This window comes from Methylococcus sp. EFPC2, assembly GCF_016925495.1.
In the GTDB taxonomy this organism is placed as follows: Bacteria; Pseudomonadota; Gammaproteobacteria; order Methylococcales; family Methylococcaceae; genus EFPC2.
On record NZ_CP070491.1, the window covers coordinates 1919917 to 1935205 of the forward strand.

Genomic DNA, 15289 nt, shown 5'->3' on the forward strand with positions numbered 1-15289 from the left:
CGACAGAAATCGCCTGCTCAAAACAATAAGGAAAATTCATTTCACGGTCACAACGAGGTGCGCCATGACTTCTACGCATAAGCCCATGCAGCGCCTGTATCAAAAACTCGCAAACGTCGGTTACAGCAAGCCCTATATTCATTCCCTGCTGCCGGAATGGTGGGATGATGCTATCGCGGATACTCCTGCCGGCTTCCAGCAGGCCAGCCTGCTGCTGAGCCGCTTGTTCAGTATCCAACCAGAAAGCTTGTGGACAGAAGCCGCACTGCCAGCCTTAGCCGTCCCTGATGGCTGCAAGTTCAAGCAGCGGGCCAACACGCAAAGCCATGAGCTGGATATCGCATGTGCCCTAGCACGCTCGGCGGCCCGCTTGACTCTGAAAGCATTTAAGCCGGAGTTCATGCCGGGCGTTTATCCCGATGCGGCTGTACTCCGCCGACAGTTACTGGAGGGTAAGCCTTGGATTGCCTTCCAAGACCTATTGGCGTACTGCCTGCATTCGGGTATTCCGGTTATTTTTTTGGACCACTTCCCGGTCAAAGCAAAGAAAATGGCTGGGGTTTCTTTCGAGCAGGACGGGCGACCGGTCATTGTCTTAACCCAGCGTAAGCCGCATGGGTTTCTATTGTTCGATTTGGCTCATGAACTAGGCCATATTGCCTTGGGACATACCCAAGGCGGTGCTTGGGTCATTGATACAGAGATCGACGCTGATGCGGAAGACGAACACGAACAAACTGCTAATCGTTATGCTCGCGAGTTACTCACGGGCAGTTCAGATTGCAATATCGTTCCAGCGGGACGACTTTATCCACAACAACTAAAAACAATAGCGAATAGGATTGGAGCCGAGAAGAAAATAGACCCACTCCATGTCGCTTTAAATTACGGCCACAACGTAAAAACTCACTTTGCTGTTGCGGTTAGCGCCGTAAAACTTATTGCCGAAAATCGTCCAACTGACCAAGAAACTTTGATTCAGTTACTACTGGACTTCTTGGACCTTGACGCCATGCCGGAAGATGACTTCGCAGCGTTGAAGCGGCTCATTGGGAAAACTCGCGTTTGATCCTGCTGGCGGACAACGACATCATCTTAAAACTGGCCCAATGCGACATGTTGGGGGACTTGCCTGAATTGCTAGGTGAGTCTACTGACGAGATTCTTGTTACGCCTACGGCCAGATATCAGCTTTTGCCGAAGAATGCTGTGAAGGCACGAGAAAAGTGCGGAAGCGAAGTGGTTGTAGAGAGGGTTCAAGCTTTTCTGGATATGGCCAAGGTAATTCCAGCCATCATCGACCAAGACTTGCTGAAAACCTTGTCTGGGATCGACAGAATAGACGATGGGGAGGCTTTACTATTTGCTGCAGCCTCCGAGCTTGCTGGTTCCCTGCTGATAACAGGTGATAGAAAGGCGCTTTGCGCCTTGTTAGCTAATGTAGACTTGATTCCTTTGCTGGTACCTGCTTTGAATGGAAGGGTGGTTACATTTGAAAGCGCCATCCTATTAGCGCTGCACAAGTTCGGCTTCGCCATAGTCAAGCAGAAACTGTTGGGCTGTCCGAAGCCTGATGCCATGCTGCGTCTGTTACTGAAACCGGATATGCGCGAGTCCGACTTGATTGATTGCTTAGTTTCATATTCTAAGGAAATTGAGCCGATGTTGGCGCTTCGACATTTATTGCCTATGAATCGCCCAATCGCCACATGAACGCGTTTCGTCGCCGTAGCGTTTCATAATTTAATTCCGCCTACCTCATCCAAATTACCGCGCCCAGTCCGGCCAGGTGACTAGCTGACGCCCTTGTCCGCCGGCAAACCCAATCCTTAGGCAGACCCCCGCTTTTTCCGTTACCAGTACATGGGTAAAGATGGATCCCATGCTGGAGCGGACCGACGGCCATTACCGTTACTTTCCGTGTCCTGCACCAGGTTTGCCGCGACACGCCCTGCTTTATCGGTGCGTGGTCACCGCGGGAGACGTCCCGCTGCATTGTCAGGCCCATTCCGGAACCGGGAGCGATGTATTCCCCTGCTCACAGCTGTGCCTGGTGCGTGATATACCTACATGGCGCGACACACGCTTATGCGGCGCCGGTTAAGCGGTTGTAACCGCCCTGCAGTACCCCGATCTTCGCACCGGACCACATGCGACCCCCAAGGCTTGCCGTTTCATCCCCCCTCTTTCCATCGCCGAGGGGGTATTCCAACGCGCGCAACACGCTGGACGAGCGGTGCGAATTCATAGGGACTGGGGCCGATTATCTGGATCGATTGAAGAGCGGTGCGGCCGTGATTCCGTTCCGGCGTTCCGGCTGATACTATCGAATTACCACGCCTAGCCCGGCCAGGCGACAAGCAGGACTCCTTCACCTGCTGGCGTGGTTCCTATCTTGAAGGGCTGGCCTTGAAGGTGGCTTTCATGCAGGTCCCATCCTGGGTAACTCTCTTTGATACCGGCGAGAAGGAGCACCTTATTGAGGTACTAAGGGATGAACTAAAAGCCGTTCAAGCGGGTTTTATAAAGCCTAGCCTTCACATAACTATACGCGAAATGCTTTTGCCCCTGATCCATGCTTACCTGCTCGATTTCGATAAGCCGGGAAAGCCCGTATCTGAGAGTGTTCGATTAGCGGCCGAACTGTACTTTCTAGCGGCTGATGTGGCTGACAAAATCGAGCGGTGTCGAGCTATAACTTACCATATTGACTCCCTGACTTCGTTATGGGACCAGTTTATTAAACATGGTTCAGCGTACCGGATATATCATGATCTCCCAAATGAAATTTCTGCCAAACAGGTAAGGTCCAAGAAGCAGAGCGAGCGAGCCAAAAAGCCGCGCCGCCTCTTGGAGTGTGACGATGGATCGGTGACAAACACTAATCAGATCATCGGGAAAATCGCAATTTCCAACGAGCACAAAAGCAAATCGCCAAAGGAATTATGGCTGGTTTTTTTCCATGAACTAGATAGATTAGGCTTCGGCCCAAAGGAGCCTAAAAACTCGCCTATAAGATATATCTACGACCGAAACGGAGTGAGCGAGGAATATAAATACAGCTCCTTCCAAAAGGTCGTTTCACTATACCGTACGGGGAAAAAATTACTCTAGCCGCGGTTCGAGTAAAGTCGCCGATATCGTTTGACCCAGATAGCAACTGCACGGGGTCAAACGATGCAAAAGAACTCTTCACAACCTGAACCGATTCCGGATGCGCTTCGTCATTTCGACGACCTGCCCAATAGCGCACACGTCCGCTTGCCTGTGGTCTGCGCCTTGTTCGCGTGCGCACCGGCAACGGTTTGGAGGAATGTAAAAAAGCAAAAGCTGCCGTCGCCGGCGCGCATTGGGGCTGGCGTCACCGCTTGGAATGTTGGGGCGCTTCGTCAGGTGATGTTGTCTTCGGGTGAGGATGCCTGATGGCTAAACCTTCAAACCTCATCCGCTTGGCCTATCAGGAATTAAGCGTCGGCTTTACCAGGGAAGGCTGGTTCAATGCGACGGGAGTGGCTTCACACTTTGGTAAGCAGCCCCATGAGTGGCTGCGCCTGCCTGATACCGAGCGCTACTTGCGAGCTCTCGAAGGTAGATACGGGAAAATCCCGTATGTAAAAACCAGTCGCGCCCGCGTGGATCGGGGCGGTGGCACATGGCTGCACCCCAAGCTTGCGGTGGCGTTCGCGCGATGGCTGGATATCGATTTTTCAGTCTGGTGTGACGAACAGATTGATGCCTTGCTCCGTGGCAGTCACCCAGCCTACGACTGGGAAAAGGCCCGTTCCACTGCGACGGCCTCGTTCAGGGTGATGGTCGAGGTGCTCATCTTGGCGCGGCAGGCGGAAGGCAAGACCACGGCCCAGCATCATTTCGTCAACGAAGCGCGGCTGATCGCGTGGGCTGTCTCCGGGAAATTCGAGGCGCTCGATCGCGCATCGCTGACCGTCTCCCAGCTATCGCTGTTGGCTTTGCTGGAAGAACGCAACGCCGTCTTGCTGGCGAGAAGTGTGCCCTACGGCGACCGCAAGCTTCTGCTCGAACAGTACGCACTCGACTGGCGCGCCCAACATCGGCCGGCGCTGGAGGCGGCCGCATGAATGCCTGCGTCAGCAACAACCCGTTGACAGCCGCAACGGGAGAGGCCTATCCTTTTTCCGTCGCCCCCCATGGGCGATACGGTCTTGGCGGACCGGTAAGTGAGCACAATCAAGGTGCTCGTGTGGCACCTTTTTTCATGCGCGGAATCCAGTTTCCATGGGTATCGTGCGCGGGCAGTCGCAAGACTGGTCGGTCTCACTTCCGATCCGCCAACCCGTGTACGGTGCCCACCCTTTGCTTGGCGGCTGGGGCGGGTTTTCAAGACCCAAGTGAGGATTCCACCATGTCTACCCAGACTCCCCCGGGCGTAATCTGCCCAAAATCCACCCTGCCCATAGACCAGGCCGCGCGCCTGGCAACCGTCTGCCGGCGCTTGAAAGAAGAGCTTGAAGCCGCTGCCGGCTTGGCTGCCGATCTATCCATAGACCACCGCGACATCCGCGAGCTCCGCGGCGTGCTACGCGATCTGGACAAGGCCTTTACCCTGGCCAAAGGCGCGCACCGAACCGCCGAAGGCCTTTGGGATGCCGCGTGCGAAGCCGAACGCAACCAGGGAGGGCAGCGGTAATGGACGACATCATCCGACGAATACTGGCGGGCTGTATCGAGGACGAGCAGCCCAGCAAAAGCCATCTCCAAACATTCAAAAGTGCCCGCGCGTTCGCCGGGGAATTGCTTGGCCGCCGCGCTGCCGGCGGAGAAGCCGGGATGCTTGCAGTCAGCGACAAAGAGCTGGAGGACATGCTGACGGAGGCTTTCCTCGCAGGTGTTGATCTTCGTGGGGAACAAGAAGAGCAACTGGGAGGAGACCGCCATGGATAAGCATCTCTCTCCCATAAACCGTGCTACGGCATCCGGGATAAATCCCTTAATCAAGGACGATTTAAGGGAAACCGCGGCGGCGGTGGCAAACGTCATCAACCTTCTGGCGTGTGCGACGACCGATGCAAGCGACCGCGGCTACCCGACAGGTGAAGGTCTTTGTTTTGTGCTTGAGGTCGTTCATGCGGCGCTCAAGTTCGAAATCGACAGGCCAGAGAATGCCGACCTGGGCGCCGCGGCCCTAACCCCGTCTCACACGGCCAATGTCGTCGCGGCAGAAACACAGGGAGGGCACGACCATGGCTAGTACGCGAAAATTTGTCGAAGAGCATCACAAGAATGCTGAGCAAGAGGCGCTGTGGTTCGGCTTGCGCGCGCCGCTGCCCGATCATCCCATCAAATCCCGCGACGGGCTTTCATTCACTTACCGGTATCCGGAGCCGGCTCCCGAGGGATTGGCTGGGCTGCAAAATTGGTGGGTGCCGTTGGTCCCAAATTATTGGGATAACGGTATGACCTTGGGTCGGCGGATGTTTGCCGAAGTCGTCAGACTCGTAAACGCCGACGTGGAGGCGGCCGAACATGCCTTGTGGTTCGGCATCGAGGCCATGATCCGCCAACACCGCTGCTCGGGCGTCGAAGACGGTTTCATCGAAGAGGTCGCCAAGTATGCCGTCATCGGTATGCAGGTGATGGCCAGCCAGGGCCACTTCGAAACGCCCGAAAGCTCAGAGTTGCGCGAAGAGTTGGAACGCGTTGGCTCGGCGCTTGATCGAGCTATTGCGCAGACGATGTCGGCGGGCCTGGCTGGTCGCGACGTGAAGGACAGTTTGCCGACCAGGCAGCACGGACGCGCACTCAATAAAGCAACCTATGCCATTGAGTCCGCAGTCAAGGCGCTGCGCTCTGCGCGCGCACTACTCAGTGATTTGCGGGGCAGCGAGCATGACTGACGTTCGCTCAGATACTCTCAGCCCGGACTTTACCGAAGCCGCCAGGTTTCTCAGTCTGCTGGCCGAGGGTGAGGAAGCCTTTACTTTTCAGACCTTCGACGACCTGAAGAGCCGAAAAGATAAGAAGCTCGCGCATATCTTCCACGGTGACTTGGAGTCATGTGCGTCGGCGCTGGCCGACCTGAACAAACGCGGGTCCGGTGTTTTCGTAACGGTCAACGAAACGGATGGCCATGGCCGCAAGCTGGAGAACATCGTCCGAATCCGCGCCGTCTGGCACGAGGAAGACACGCCCTGCGGCATAACGGAATGGCCGCTGGAACCGCAGCTGGTCATCGAGTCGTCCCCGGGCAAGTTCCACCGCTACTGGCCGGTGGACGGGCTGACTCCTGCGCAGTTCACCGGTGTGATGGAGCGGATGATTGCCGACTATGGCAGCGATCCGAACGTAAAAGACACGACACGCGTGTTGCGGTTGCCGGGGTTTTGGCACCTGAAAAATCCGGCCGCGCCGTTCCGCGTGCGCATCGTTCATGAATCGGGAGGGCTGCCGTATTCAGCTAGCCGGTTGCTCGAGGCATTTCCAATGCTAGAGCGGGCGGCAGTGTCGGCGCCAGTCAAGCCGGCGGGCGATTTGCCGCCCGGTGCTCATAAGTCGGTCGTAGCCGAGCTGGCCGGTCGGGCCGCGCGGCGCACGCATGAAGATCCCACGCTCGGGCGGCATGCCATGGTGCTGTGGCTGGGGCGAGAGTGCGCGCACCGCGGTATCCCTGTCGACTGGGCGGAATTCGCCGTTCAGTCGTTCGCCGAATTGATGCGCCCCACGGACACAACCGGCCAGGTCGTAGCGATGAACTTTTCCGGTGAGGTAAAGGCCTTTCGGGATGCTCATGTGGCGGGCCTGGCTGATCCAGCAGACAAGCGGACGCGGCGGTATTCGGAAAGCCCGACTCAGACTGCGCCCGACGATGCCGTGACCGAAGGTGCCCGTAATAAACATCTGGCCCGGATGGCAGGGGCTTTGCGGCGATCTGGCGTAGGAGCTGGCGCGATCCTGGAAGCACTACGCGCGGAGAACGGCGCCCGGTGTCATCCCCCGTTGCCGGCGGGTGAGGTTGAGGGGGTTTGGAAATGGATATTGCGCGAGCAACAGCCCACGCAAGCTGCCGGACCGGCGGAGAACGATGCCGTGGTGCTGGAATGGCCGGACCCTAGTCTACCTACGTCGACCTTGGTTCCCGACATTCCGGCCGATGTGTTGCCGGGCTATGTCGGAGCCATGGCCGGTGCTGTGGCGGAAGCGACCCAGACACCGCCGGCAATGGCGGTGTTGTTCGCGCTCTCCACCCTGGCGACCGTGTTACAGCGTCGTTTCCTGGTGGCTCCTTTCGGCTCAGATTACACGGAACCGCTGAGCTTGTGGACGCTGGTAGCCTTGCCCTCGGGCTCACGTAAAACGGCCGTAATCAATGCACTAAGCGCTGTGCTTGCCCGCTGGGAGAAGCTGGAGCGGGACCGGATGCGCGGGGACATCGCGCGGAACGCGGCGGCGCGCGAGGTAGCCGAGAAGCGCATCGAGCGCCTGAAGGCCGAGGCGGCCAAGGCGAGCACGGCCGACGATCGCGAGGCGCTGACGGCGGAAATTCAACGCGAAAAGGAACTGATGCCGTTGGAACTGCGTGCTCCACGCCTGTTCTCCGGGGATATCAATAGCGAAGGCCTGCAGCGTTCGTTGGTCGAGTATGACGGTATGTGGTCCGTTCTGACGGATGAGGGCGGCATCTTTGCCGTGATGGCTGGTTTGCACACGGGCGGCCTTTCCAGCCTCGACGTTTTTCTCCAGGCGCACGCCGGCACACACCTCCGCGTCGACCGGGCTGGCCGGTCTGCTTACGTCGACCGCCCGGCCTTGTCGTTCGGCATGGCTCTGCAGCCCGGCATCCTGCGGGATGCTGCCAAGTCGCGGAAATTTCGAGACTCCGGCCTGTTGGCTCGCTTCCTCTTCGGCATCCCGCCATCGAACGTGGGTACCCGAGATGTGCGGCGCCATTCCGCGATTTCTGAGACGGTCAAGGAAGCATGGGAATCAAACATCATGGGCTTGCTCGACTCGATGGAAAGGCCATTGAGCGCGCCGGTTGTGCTGCCGTTCGACCAGGATGCCCTGAGCCTTTGGCTGGATTTCTCGGAGGAATTGGAGCGTGAGCAAGGCGCGGGCGGGCGCTACGCGCATATCGCGGACTGGACATCAAAACTGCCGGGCGCGGTGGCGCGCGTGGCTGGGCTGCTGGAACTGGCGATCCACGGGGTGGACGTGCGGCGCGTGCGGCAGGAGTCGGTGGCACGGGCGGTTGCCTTGGGCCGTCTGCTTATTCCCCACGCCGAGGCGGCATTCTCGCTCATGGGCGCAGGAGTCGGCGAGGACGATGCCCTTGCCTTGCTGGCCTGGATACGGGCGCAGAAGCTTGAGCGATTGCATCGGCGAGAGGCCCAGCAGGCGTTGCGTGGGCGCTTCCCTACGCTCGACAAGCTCAAGTCTGCCGTTGAGCAGCTGGGGGAATGGCATGTCCTCGGGCCTGAAATCAAAGAGCGTGCGAGCGAAAAAGGCGGGCGGCCGTCGGCTGCCTACGTGGTCAACCCCAAGGTGCATGTCGCATGATCCATCTACACAAAACCCCGATAGAGGGGGTGCTACGAGGTCGTTCGGACCTTTCACAGAACCTTTTCACAAAACTACACAAAATTCACAAAACCGGTTTTGTGAATTCACTCTCGGAGGTTTTGTGTGTTTTGTGAAAAACGCCTAAAGGGTTTTTTAGACCTTTATTTATATATATTTTCAATAACTTACGACGGTCTCAACATGAGCCAGAGAAAATGCCCCGGAGTCTATTCACAAAACCCACAAAACCTAGGAGGGGGTTTTGTGGGTTTTGTGAATTGTGTTTCGCACTTTTCCCCAATTTTGAGGACAGCGAAATGAGTACAGCAGAAAACCTTGCCAGAGGACGTACCCCGACCTTGATTGCCGACGATGTAAAGGTGAAGCGCATGGCGCGGGCAGCGGGTGTATGGCCGTTGTTGCGCAAGGCGCATAGGGACGGACGGCCGTGTTTGGTCGTGCGTGGGCTCACCGCGTATGCCGCCTTCGAAGACGGATTCGCCGCCGTGGTGTGTGGCGAGCTGGCCGACCTGGTCGAGTTGATGACCGTCATGTGCGCCTTGTTGCAGATCGAGGCCGCCAATATTCAGAAACTATGGACTATCCATTGAGGTTGCCGATGCGAGACCGGAAGGGTGGGTCGATTCTTCCAAGCCAATCCACCAGGACTGGTGTGCGTGTTTTTTGCGTGCCGTCGCGAAATGGAATAGGGGGGGCCATGAAATTCCTTGGGGCTTTCTGCCCTTGGACCGGTCTGGTGTATTTTTTTGCAGCGGCGGGAGTTTCCGAGGGGGGGTACCCCGCGGAGTTCACCAATGACTAGACACCGCCGCCGCAAGCCTCGTGATTTCGACGATGCATTGGACACCACCCTGTCCGACCCTGCCGAAACCGCGTTTACGGTCTTGGCCGGGCCGGCACCGTGCGATGGCTGCTTCGGGAACTGGCGGTGCAAATCCGAGAAGTTGGCGTGCTCCGACTTCGCCCATTTCGTTGCTACTGGCCGAACAATCGACGGCAGCCGACAGGCCAACGTCCACACGTTCCGGCGGCTCTTCTCCGCCGATGGAGACCGCTGATGAATTTCACCCCACCCCGCACCGGCAAACATGCGCGCGGCATGCACGAACTGGCCATCCTGTTGAGTCGAGTGCTTGCCGTCGACCCGGCTGCCAGCTTCCAGGATGCCGTCGCCGGCTTGCAGCACATCCGGCACCCGATGTTGAACGGCCTGGGAATCCACGTCAGGCGGCGGTGGATAGCGACCCAGCGCGATCGGCGTAGTTGGTGGGACCGCGCTGCGGCGTCGGCTCATGCCGCCGGCAAGGTGCCAGTGGTCGCCTACCGCCTCGACCGCGAGCCTGACTGGACCTTCATACGCCCGTTGACGGCGGGGCGCCTGAGCTTCGACGAAACTGCGTCCCTTCCTAGCATCCGCGCTTTTTTGACAAGTCTGCGGCATTGGCCACTCGGCCCATTGTCGGCCAATCACACACCTGGGGAGGACAAATGATCGAAAGTATCGATTTCAATATCCGGATGATGCTTGAGACGAATGAATGTGTCCCGACGCTCAGCTTCGTCGACCCCGATGGTCGCCGCCAGCAGGTATGGCAGGGTGATCCCTGTGCCGATGTCCGAACCGCCTCGGAGGCGTTGTGCCTGGCGCTCCGCAAAATCACGAACGCTATTCGCGCCCAACGGGGCCCTGTGCATTGAGTGCGGGCGCCAGCGGCAAAAATCCGGCCGGGCGGTTTCCCGGCGATGCCCAGCGGAGATCCACGATGAGACGATATCTTCAACATGCCGACAACCTCCGGCGCGCCGCAAAAATGCAAGCTGCGGCGGATTCGATCTGCGCCCAACGGCTCGAGCGCTGCAAGGCCGCTGTCACCGCGCGCCGGCTTGAACGTGAGTCCCGCGCCCGAATCGAAGCGCGGGGCCCGACGCCCACCCATGTGCCGATGCCACCTGCGCCCACCCGCGCCCCCTCCGGAAACTTGCGGCGGCTATATCAGAGCGCGACATCCAAATACGAGCGCCGGCTGATCATCGAGCTGCAGAAGCTAGAGATCAACAATTTACGCCGGGGTCGTGTTAGCCCCCCAACGCCCGTCAATTCTGCGCGCCCTACGGCTACCGGCAACCCATACGCTGCAAGTTTCGCCCGCAAGCAGTCCCAATGGCGAGCCGCCGCGTATGCCGGATGGAAGAGCGAAGCGAACTCTTGATTCATAGAACCGGCCCGGCGGTTTCCGGGACCCTAAACCTTGGAGATATACCGATGAATCTTCGTTTACCCCAAAAAACCGAAATCCTATTGCAGAAATTCTTGAGCAGCCCTACCGCCCAACAGGTGCAGTCGGAGCTCGACGCCGACCGGATACGACAACGCAAAACGCTAAGTCGGGAGCTTGGCGTGTTGGGCATTCAAACCGAAAAAGCCGTCAAGGATGCCGAGGCCCGCCTTCCGGCTGCCGGCGAGAAGGTAGCCGCAGCGCGGGCCAAGCTGAATGAAGCCGCCAACGAATACTATGCCGTCGAGGCGGAAATCACCGCTGCCCGCTTGGAATACGACAGGCGCCGGGATCAGATCGAGGCCGAGCTAAAAAGAACGGCATCGGAGCAAATTGCCGTCTTTGCCGAACGCATGGACGGCGAGCGCAGGGGGCTTGAGCAGAACTATTCCAGAGCCACAGCCCGGCGCGCGCTGGCTCTGGGCAATCTTGTGCACCAAGAGCTCCCTCGTGTGGCTTTGTTGCCGCTCGACGAGGCGGCACTCGAAGCAAAGCTGCAAGCGCTATATGCCGCGCTGCCGCCAGGCAAAGACGAGGCCCTTGAAGCAGACCTAGCAGCGGTCAACTAAGGGACAACCACAAGCCACGCTCCAATGCGGCGCATAGCGCGACCTATCAACCCGCCGCCCTGCCCCCAGGCCGGCGGGCCTTTTTAACATCCCCTAAACGGTGATTCCGATGGCATCCATTCTATCCTCCCTCTCCATCGACTTAAGCGCCAACATCGCCCGGCTGCAAGCCGACATGAACCGCGCCAACGCGACCACCGCGCAAGGATTTGCGCGCATGGAGTCTGTGGCCCGCTCCACCTCAAGCGCCATCAAGGGCCTGATCGGCGGCGCTTTTGCCGGCATCACGTTGGGCAAGTCGTTCGAAATCCTCAAAGAGTTCGACACCCTCAACGCTAGCTTGAAAACGGTCACCGGCTCGCTGGACGCCGCAGGGCAGGCATCCACGATGTTGCGGCAGTTTGCCACGGAAACGCCCTACGAGCTCAAGGACGTGACCGAGGCCTTCATCCGCCTCCGTTCGCTGGGCCTGGATGCGTCGGTAGAGTCGCTGCGCTCGTTCGGCAATACCGCCTCGGCCATGGGCAAGCCGTTGATGCAGTTTATCGAGGCGGTTGCGGATGCAAGCACGGGCGAGTTCGAGCGGCTGAAAGAATTCGGCGTCAAGGCCAAACAAAACGGCGATCAGGTCGCGCTGACCTTCCAGGGCCAGACCACGACTATCAAGAACAGCGCGCAGGAGATTCAGCGGTATCTGCTGGACCTTGGCAATACAAAATTCGCCAGTGGCATGAAAGACCAGATGGAGACCCTGAGCGGCGCCTCCTCAAACCTCAGCGACTCATTCAGTAATTTGGTCGATACCATAGGCAATCTAGGGGTAAGAGACGCGATAAAAGCCAGTTTTGGCGGCGCGGTCGAACTGCTCAACGAGTTGAACCGAGAAATCCACGCCTTCAACTCGGACGATTTGACCGCCAGGATCACCCGCTACGAAGATAGCTTTTATGCCCTGAACGAACAGTTGAAGGCATCCAAACAAGCGACCAAGAGTCTTGGCGACCAGCTCAAATATGCATTTACGGAAGGCGGCGGATTCGGCGTTTCCGATCAGGACGTCCAGCAACTGCAGGGCCGTGTCGATACGGCGAAAGACATGCTGCACAAGCTCTATGCGGAACGCGCTGCATTGGAGAAAAACGCGCCCGACACAGGCGGCACACCCCAGACGCGACCAGCGCCAAGCGCTGCGCCGAATAAGAGTCAGCAAAACGACGCCTTACAACAATTCCGCGCCAACCTATCCGGCATGCAAGATGCGTATCGCCAGCAGCAGGAATTGTTACGCGCGTTTTACGACTACGACCAGGCTGCGGCCGGCGAGAATGCGCAAAAAAAGCTGGAAGCCGAACGGCGCTACCTGGAAGACTCCGCTGCACTGCAAGAGCGCAACATTCAGCAGAACATAGACGCCAAACAACAAGAGCTCGCCGCCATCAAGGACCGGGGCGATCAAGCCAAAATCATCGGCGAAATCACCGCGCTGGAATCGGAGCTGAGCAACCAGCGTGCTATTTCCGCCCTCAAGCTGCAAACGCTCTCCGAAGAAGAAACGCGGTCGGCGAAGCAGCGCCGTGATGAGATCTACAGCGTATTCGAGGCCGTGAAGATGAAAGCCGACGAGGACCTCGTCAACGGCATCTCCGGCACCGACGATAAACTGAAGGGCGCCACCGATTCCGCCCGTGAATTCGGCCTGGTGCTCAGCTCGGCGGCCGGGCAGGCCATCACCAACTGGCAGGGATTCGGCAACCTGTTGCAATCGCTGGGCCAGGACATTTCACAGCTCATCCTGAAAACCACCGTGCTCCAGCCGCTGGAAGATAGCCTGAGTAATATCAATTGGGGATCCATTGGCAGCAGCCTGCTCAGCTCATTCTTCTTCGCAGACGGAGGCATCATGACCTCACGCGGCCCCCTGCCGCTGCATGCCTATGCCTCCGGCGGTATCGCCAATTCCGCGCAGCTCGCCGTGTTCGGCGAAGGGAGACAGCCCGAGGCCTTCGTGCCGCTGCCGGATGGCCGCTCTATCCCTGTGACCGTTAGCGGCACGGGGTCTGAGTCTGCGGTGCCAAATATCACCCAAATATTCAATATTCAGGGTGGGGGCGATGCCGGTTTAGAAAGGCGCTTGGCGCAGGCAGCGGAGGATGGCGCCAAACGTGGCTATGCCATGGTGCAGTCAGACTTCCAACGGAACGGACCAATCCGTCGCACTCTGCGTTGACCGGTAGAATGGATCGTCGTCTGCTCGGCAGTGTTCAGATATGGAGGGCGAATCATACGCAGAGCCGGGGGCGCTCCCGGCTTTCCCTGCCGACCACGTGCTCGCCCTGTCTTCCGAGCATCGGTAGATACGAGGGTCAGGGCAAGGCATTAAACACGGCAGTCCAAACGTCAGGCGGGCGTCTACTAGGCAGGCAGCGTCAAAGATGCGCCGCAGGCCTGGATACGGAAATCTGAATATGACCGTCTCACGTCGCCTTATCCAAGCGTAACCGTCGTGACGGTATATTTGACGGTATCCGTCTCCATTGAAAAACAAGATTCCGCTATATACGTGCCTCACAGCGAGCCGTTTGGTTGTGACCATCGCACCAATAGTTAGTATCAAGCCGTCGCAAGACGCCTCAAAACCCGCGAGCCGCAAGGCTAGGCGGGTTTTTTGTTGTTGGCTGCCTTCCCCATGCATCCCCCACCGCCATGTAGGGTGGTTATGTACGATGGCTTCGGAGCGGTCACGCGTCGCCGGCAGGGTCGTCCGAAACCGCATCCGAGGGCGCGCCGGCTGGCAATGGCTCGGGAAATAAGGCGATATCGCTCGGACACACCCGAACGAGCAATGCCTCCCCTTTGTGAAACATGTGCATGCCGGCCAGGCGGGCGACGAGTTGAGGGTGGTCGCCCTCCCCCTGCGGGCGGAAATGCAGCAGGGTTTCGTGGCCCAGGTATTCCACCAGCACCGCTTGCGCCCGCAACACGCCGGCTCCGTCCTCTTCCACCAGGGTGAATGCCTCGGGCCGGATCCCAGCGGTGAACGGCTGGTCTCGCGAGCCGGTCAGGGATTCCCGGCTCAGGCCTCGCGGCTCGGCAAGCAAAACCTGATCGCCGAGTCGGATGCGTATCGGCCCGTCCTCGTCCGCCACCAGGCGGGTAGCAAACAAATTCATCGGCGGACTGCCGATGAAACCGGCAACGAAGGCATTCGCCGGGCGTTCGTACAAGGTCTTGGGATCGGCGACCTGCTGCAGGCGGCCACCGTGCAATACGGCGATGCGGTCACCGAGGGTCATCGCCTCCACCTGGTCGTGGGTGACGTAGATCATGGTGGCGCCGATACGCTTCTGCAATTCGCCGATTTCGGCGCGCACCTGCACCCGCAGCTTGGCGTCGAGGTTGGAGAGCGGCTCGTCCATCAAAAAAACCGCCGGCTCCCGCACCAGCGCCCGGCCCATGGCTACTCGCTGGCGTTGCCCGCCGGACAATTGCTTGGGCAATCGACTCAGCAGCTCATCCAGCTCCAGCATCCGGGCCACTGCGTCCACCCGCCGGGCGATTTCAGCCTTGCCCAGCCCTCGCATCTTGAGCGGAAACTCCAGATTGCCGCGCACCGTCATGGTCGGATAGAGCGCGTAATCCTGAAACACCATGGCGATGTTGCGCTCCTGCGGGCTCAGCCGGTTGGCCTCGCGCCCGCCTATCGATATCCGTCCGGAACTAATGTCCTCCAACCCCGCGAGCATGCGCAGCAGGGTGGATTTACCGCAGCCGGACGGTCCGACGAATACCATCAGCTCGCCGTCCTCTATGGCCAGGTCCAGTCCGGCGATGGCGCGGTGGCCGTTGGGATAGGTCTTGGCGACCTGCTCGAAGACCACGGTGGCCATG

The 15289-nt window shown here is 58.8% G+C and carries 16 protein-coding genes; 15 read left to right on the forward strand and 1 reads right to left on the reverse strand.

All coding sequences use genetic code 11. The features are described 5' to 3' along the window. Nucleotides 1-64 precede the first annotated feature (64 nt). The 15 genes from JWZ97_RS08025 (at nucleotide 65) to JWZ97_RS08095 (ending at nucleotide 13628) form a co-directional block, all read left to right on the forward strand. Nucleotides 65-1069, forward strand: a complete 1005-nt coding sequence (locus tag JWZ97_RS08025; protein ID WP_205434245.1) for an ImmA/IrrE family metallo-endopeptidase — start codon at nucleotides 65-67, stop codon at nucleotides 1067-1069. Continuing rightward, on the forward strand, nucleotides 1066-1713 hold the full coding sequence (locus JWZ97_RS08030) for a hypothetical protein (RefSeq protein WP_205434246.1): 648 nt from the start codon (nucleotides 1066-1068) through the stop codon (nucleotides 1711-1713). The genes JWZ97_RS08025 and JWZ97_RS08030 overlap by 4 nt, the downstream gene beginning before the upstream one ends. Nucleotides 1714-2424: 711 nt before the next feature. After that, nucleotides 2425-3114, forward strand: coding sequence for a hypothetical protein (locus JWZ97_RS08035; protein ID WP_205434247.1), 690 nt, complete (start codon nucleotides 2425-2427; stop codon nucleotides 3112-3114). A gap of 63 nt (nucleotides 3115-3177) precedes the next feature. After that, nucleotides 3178-3423, forward strand: coding sequence for an AlpA family transcriptional regulator (locus JWZ97_RS08040; RefSeq protein ID WP_205434248.1), 246 nt, complete (start codon nucleotides 3178-3180; stop codon nucleotides 3421-3423). Then, nucleotides 3423-4097, forward strand: a complete 675-nt coding sequence (locus JWZ97_RS08045; protein ID WP_205434249.1) for a KilA-N domain-containing protein — start codon at nucleotides 3423-3425, stop codon at nucleotides 4095-4097. The genes JWZ97_RS08040 and JWZ97_RS08045 overlap by 1 nt, the downstream gene beginning before the upstream one ends. Nucleotides 4098-4381: 284 nt before the next feature. Next, nucleotides 4382-4666 (forward strand): hypothetical protein, encoded by a 285-nt coding sequence (locus tag JWZ97_RS08050; protein WP_205434250.1) that lies wholly within the window; start codon nucleotides 4382-4384, stop codon nucleotides 4664-4666. Next, a complete protein-coding gene (locus JWZ97_RS08055; protein WP_205434251.1) occupies nucleotides 4666-4920 on the forward strand; it encodes a hypothetical protein in 255 nt (84 codons plus the stop codon). The genes JWZ97_RS08050 and JWZ97_RS08055 overlap by 1 nt, the downstream gene beginning before the upstream one ends. Continuing rightward, nucleotides 4913-5227 (forward strand): hypothetical protein, encoded by a 315-nt coding sequence (locus JWZ97_RS08060; RefSeq protein ID WP_205434252.1) that lies wholly within the window; start codon nucleotides 4913-4915, stop codon nucleotides 5225-5227. The genes JWZ97_RS08055 and JWZ97_RS08060 overlap by 8 nt, the downstream gene beginning before the upstream one ends. Continuing rightward, a complete protein-coding gene (locus JWZ97_RS08065) occupies nucleotides 5220-5873 on the forward strand; it encodes a hypothetical protein (RefSeq protein ID WP_205434253.1) in 654 nt (217 codons plus the stop codon). The genes JWZ97_RS08060 and JWZ97_RS08065 overlap by 8 nt, the downstream gene beginning before the upstream one ends. Further along, nucleotides 5866-8532: a DUF3987 domain-containing protein gene (locus JWZ97_RS08070; RefSeq protein WP_205434254.1), complete on the forward strand. Its 2667-nt coding sequence runs from the start codon at nucleotides 5866-5868 to the stop codon at nucleotides 8530-8532. The genes JWZ97_RS08065 and JWZ97_RS08070 overlap by 8 nt, the downstream gene beginning before the upstream one ends. A 320-nt stretch (nucleotides 8533-8852) precedes the next feature. Beyond that, complete coding sequence (locus tag JWZ97_RS08075) at nucleotides 8853-9146, forward strand: hypothetical protein (RefSeq protein WP_205434255.1); 294 nt, start codon at nucleotides 8853-8855, stop codon at nucleotides 9144-9146. Between the two features lie 467 nt (nucleotides 9147-9613). Next, the gene (locus tag JWZ97_RS08080; RefSeq protein WP_205434256.1) at nucleotides 9614-10048 is read left to right on the forward strand and encodes a hypothetical protein; all 435 of its coding nucleotides are present in this window, start codon (nucleotides 9614-9616) and stop codon (nucleotides 10046-10048) included. Beyond that, the gene (locus tag JWZ97_RS08085) at nucleotides 10045-10254 is read left to right on the forward strand and encodes a hypothetical protein (RefSeq protein WP_205434257.1); all 210 of its coding nucleotides are present in this window, start codon (nucleotides 10045-10047) and stop codon (nucleotides 10252-10254) included. The genes JWZ97_RS08080 and JWZ97_RS08085 overlap by 4 nt, the downstream gene beginning before the upstream one ends. A gap of 565 nt (nucleotides 10255-10819) precedes the next feature. Then, entirely contained in the window at nucleotides 10820-11401 is a 582-nt protein-coding gene (locus JWZ97_RS08090) for a hypothetical protein (protein WP_205434258.1), read from the forward strand. 109 nt (nucleotides 11402-11510) lie between these two features. Next, nucleotides 11511-13628 carry a tape measure protein gene (locus tag JWZ97_RS08095; protein ID WP_205434259.1) on the forward strand — a complete coding sequence of 706 codons (2118 nt, stop codon included), beginning with the start codon at nucleotides 11511-11513 and terminating at the stop codon, nucleotides 13626-13628. A 511-nt stretch (nucleotides 13629-14139) separates the two neighbouring features. Here JWZ97_RS08095 and JWZ97_RS08100 read toward each other — a convergent pair. Next, entirely contained in the window at nucleotides 14140-15288 is a 1149-nt protein-coding gene (locus JWZ97_RS08100; protein ID WP_205434260.1) for an ABC transporter ATP-binding protein, read from the reverse strand. Nucleotide 15289: the final 1 nt, after the last annotated feature.

Excerpts from the sequence above, each read along its gene's own strand:
- JWZ97_RS08035 (WP_205434247.1), top strand. The coding sequence starts at position 2,425 with ATGCAGGTCCCATCCTGGGTAACTCTCTTTGATACCGGCGAGAAGGAG.
- JWZ97_RS08055 (WP_205434251.1), top strand. The coding sequence starts at position 4,666 with ATGGACGACATCATCCGACGAATACTGGCGGGCTGTATCGAGGACGAG.
- JWZ97_RS08025 (WP_205434245.1), top strand. The coding sequence starts at position 65 with ATGACTTCTACGCATAAGCCCATGCAGCGCCTGTATCAAAAACTCGCA.
- JWZ97_RS08060 (WP_205434252.1), top strand. The coding sequence starts at position 4,913 with ATGGATAAGCATCTCTCTCCCATAAACCGTGCTACGGCATCCGGGATA.
- JWZ97_RS08075 (WP_205434255.1), top strand. The coding sequence starts at position 8,853 with ATGAGTACAGCAGAAAACCTTGCCAGAGGACGTACCCCGACCTTGATT.
- JWZ97_RS08085 (WP_205434257.1), top strand. The coding sequence starts at position 10,045 with ATGATCGAAAGTATCGATTTCAATATCCGGATGATGCTTGAGACGAAT.
- JWZ97_RS08095 (WP_205434259.1), top strand. The coding sequence starts at position 11,511 with ATGGCATCCATTCTATCCTCCCTCTCCATCGACTTAAGCGCCAACATC.
- JWZ97_RS08080 (WP_205434256.1), top strand. The coding sequence starts at position 9,614 with ATGAATTTCACCCCACCCCGCACCGGCAAACATGCGCGCGGCATGCAC.
- JWZ97_RS08050 (WP_205434250.1), top strand. The coding sequence starts at position 4,382 with ATGTCTACCCAGACTCCCCCGGGCGTAATCTGCCCAAAATCCACCCTG.
- JWZ97_RS08100 (WP_205434260.1), bottom strand. The coding sequence starts at position 15,288 with ATGGCCACCGTGGTCTTCGAGCAGGTCGCCAAGACCTATCCCAACGGC.
- JWZ97_RS08090 (WP_205434258.1), top strand. The coding sequence starts at position 10,820 with ATGAATCTTCGTTTACCCCAAAAAACCGAAATCCTATTGCAGAAATTC.
- JWZ97_RS08065 (WP_205434253.1), top strand. The coding sequence starts at position 5,220 with ATGGCTAGTACGCGAAAATTTGTCGAAGAGCATCACAAGAATGCTGAG.
- JWZ97_RS08045 (WP_205434249.1), top strand. The coding sequence starts at position 3,423 with ATGGCTAAACCTTCAAACCTCATCCGCTTGGCCTATCAGGAATTAAGC.
- JWZ97_RS08070 (WP_205434254.1), top strand. The coding sequence starts at position 5,866 with ATGACTGACGTTCGCTCAGATACTCTCAGCCCGGACTTTACCGAAGCC.
- JWZ97_RS08040 (WP_205434248.1), top strand. The coding sequence starts at position 3,178 with ATGCAAAAGAACTCTTCACAACCTGAACCGATTCCGGATGCGCTTCGT.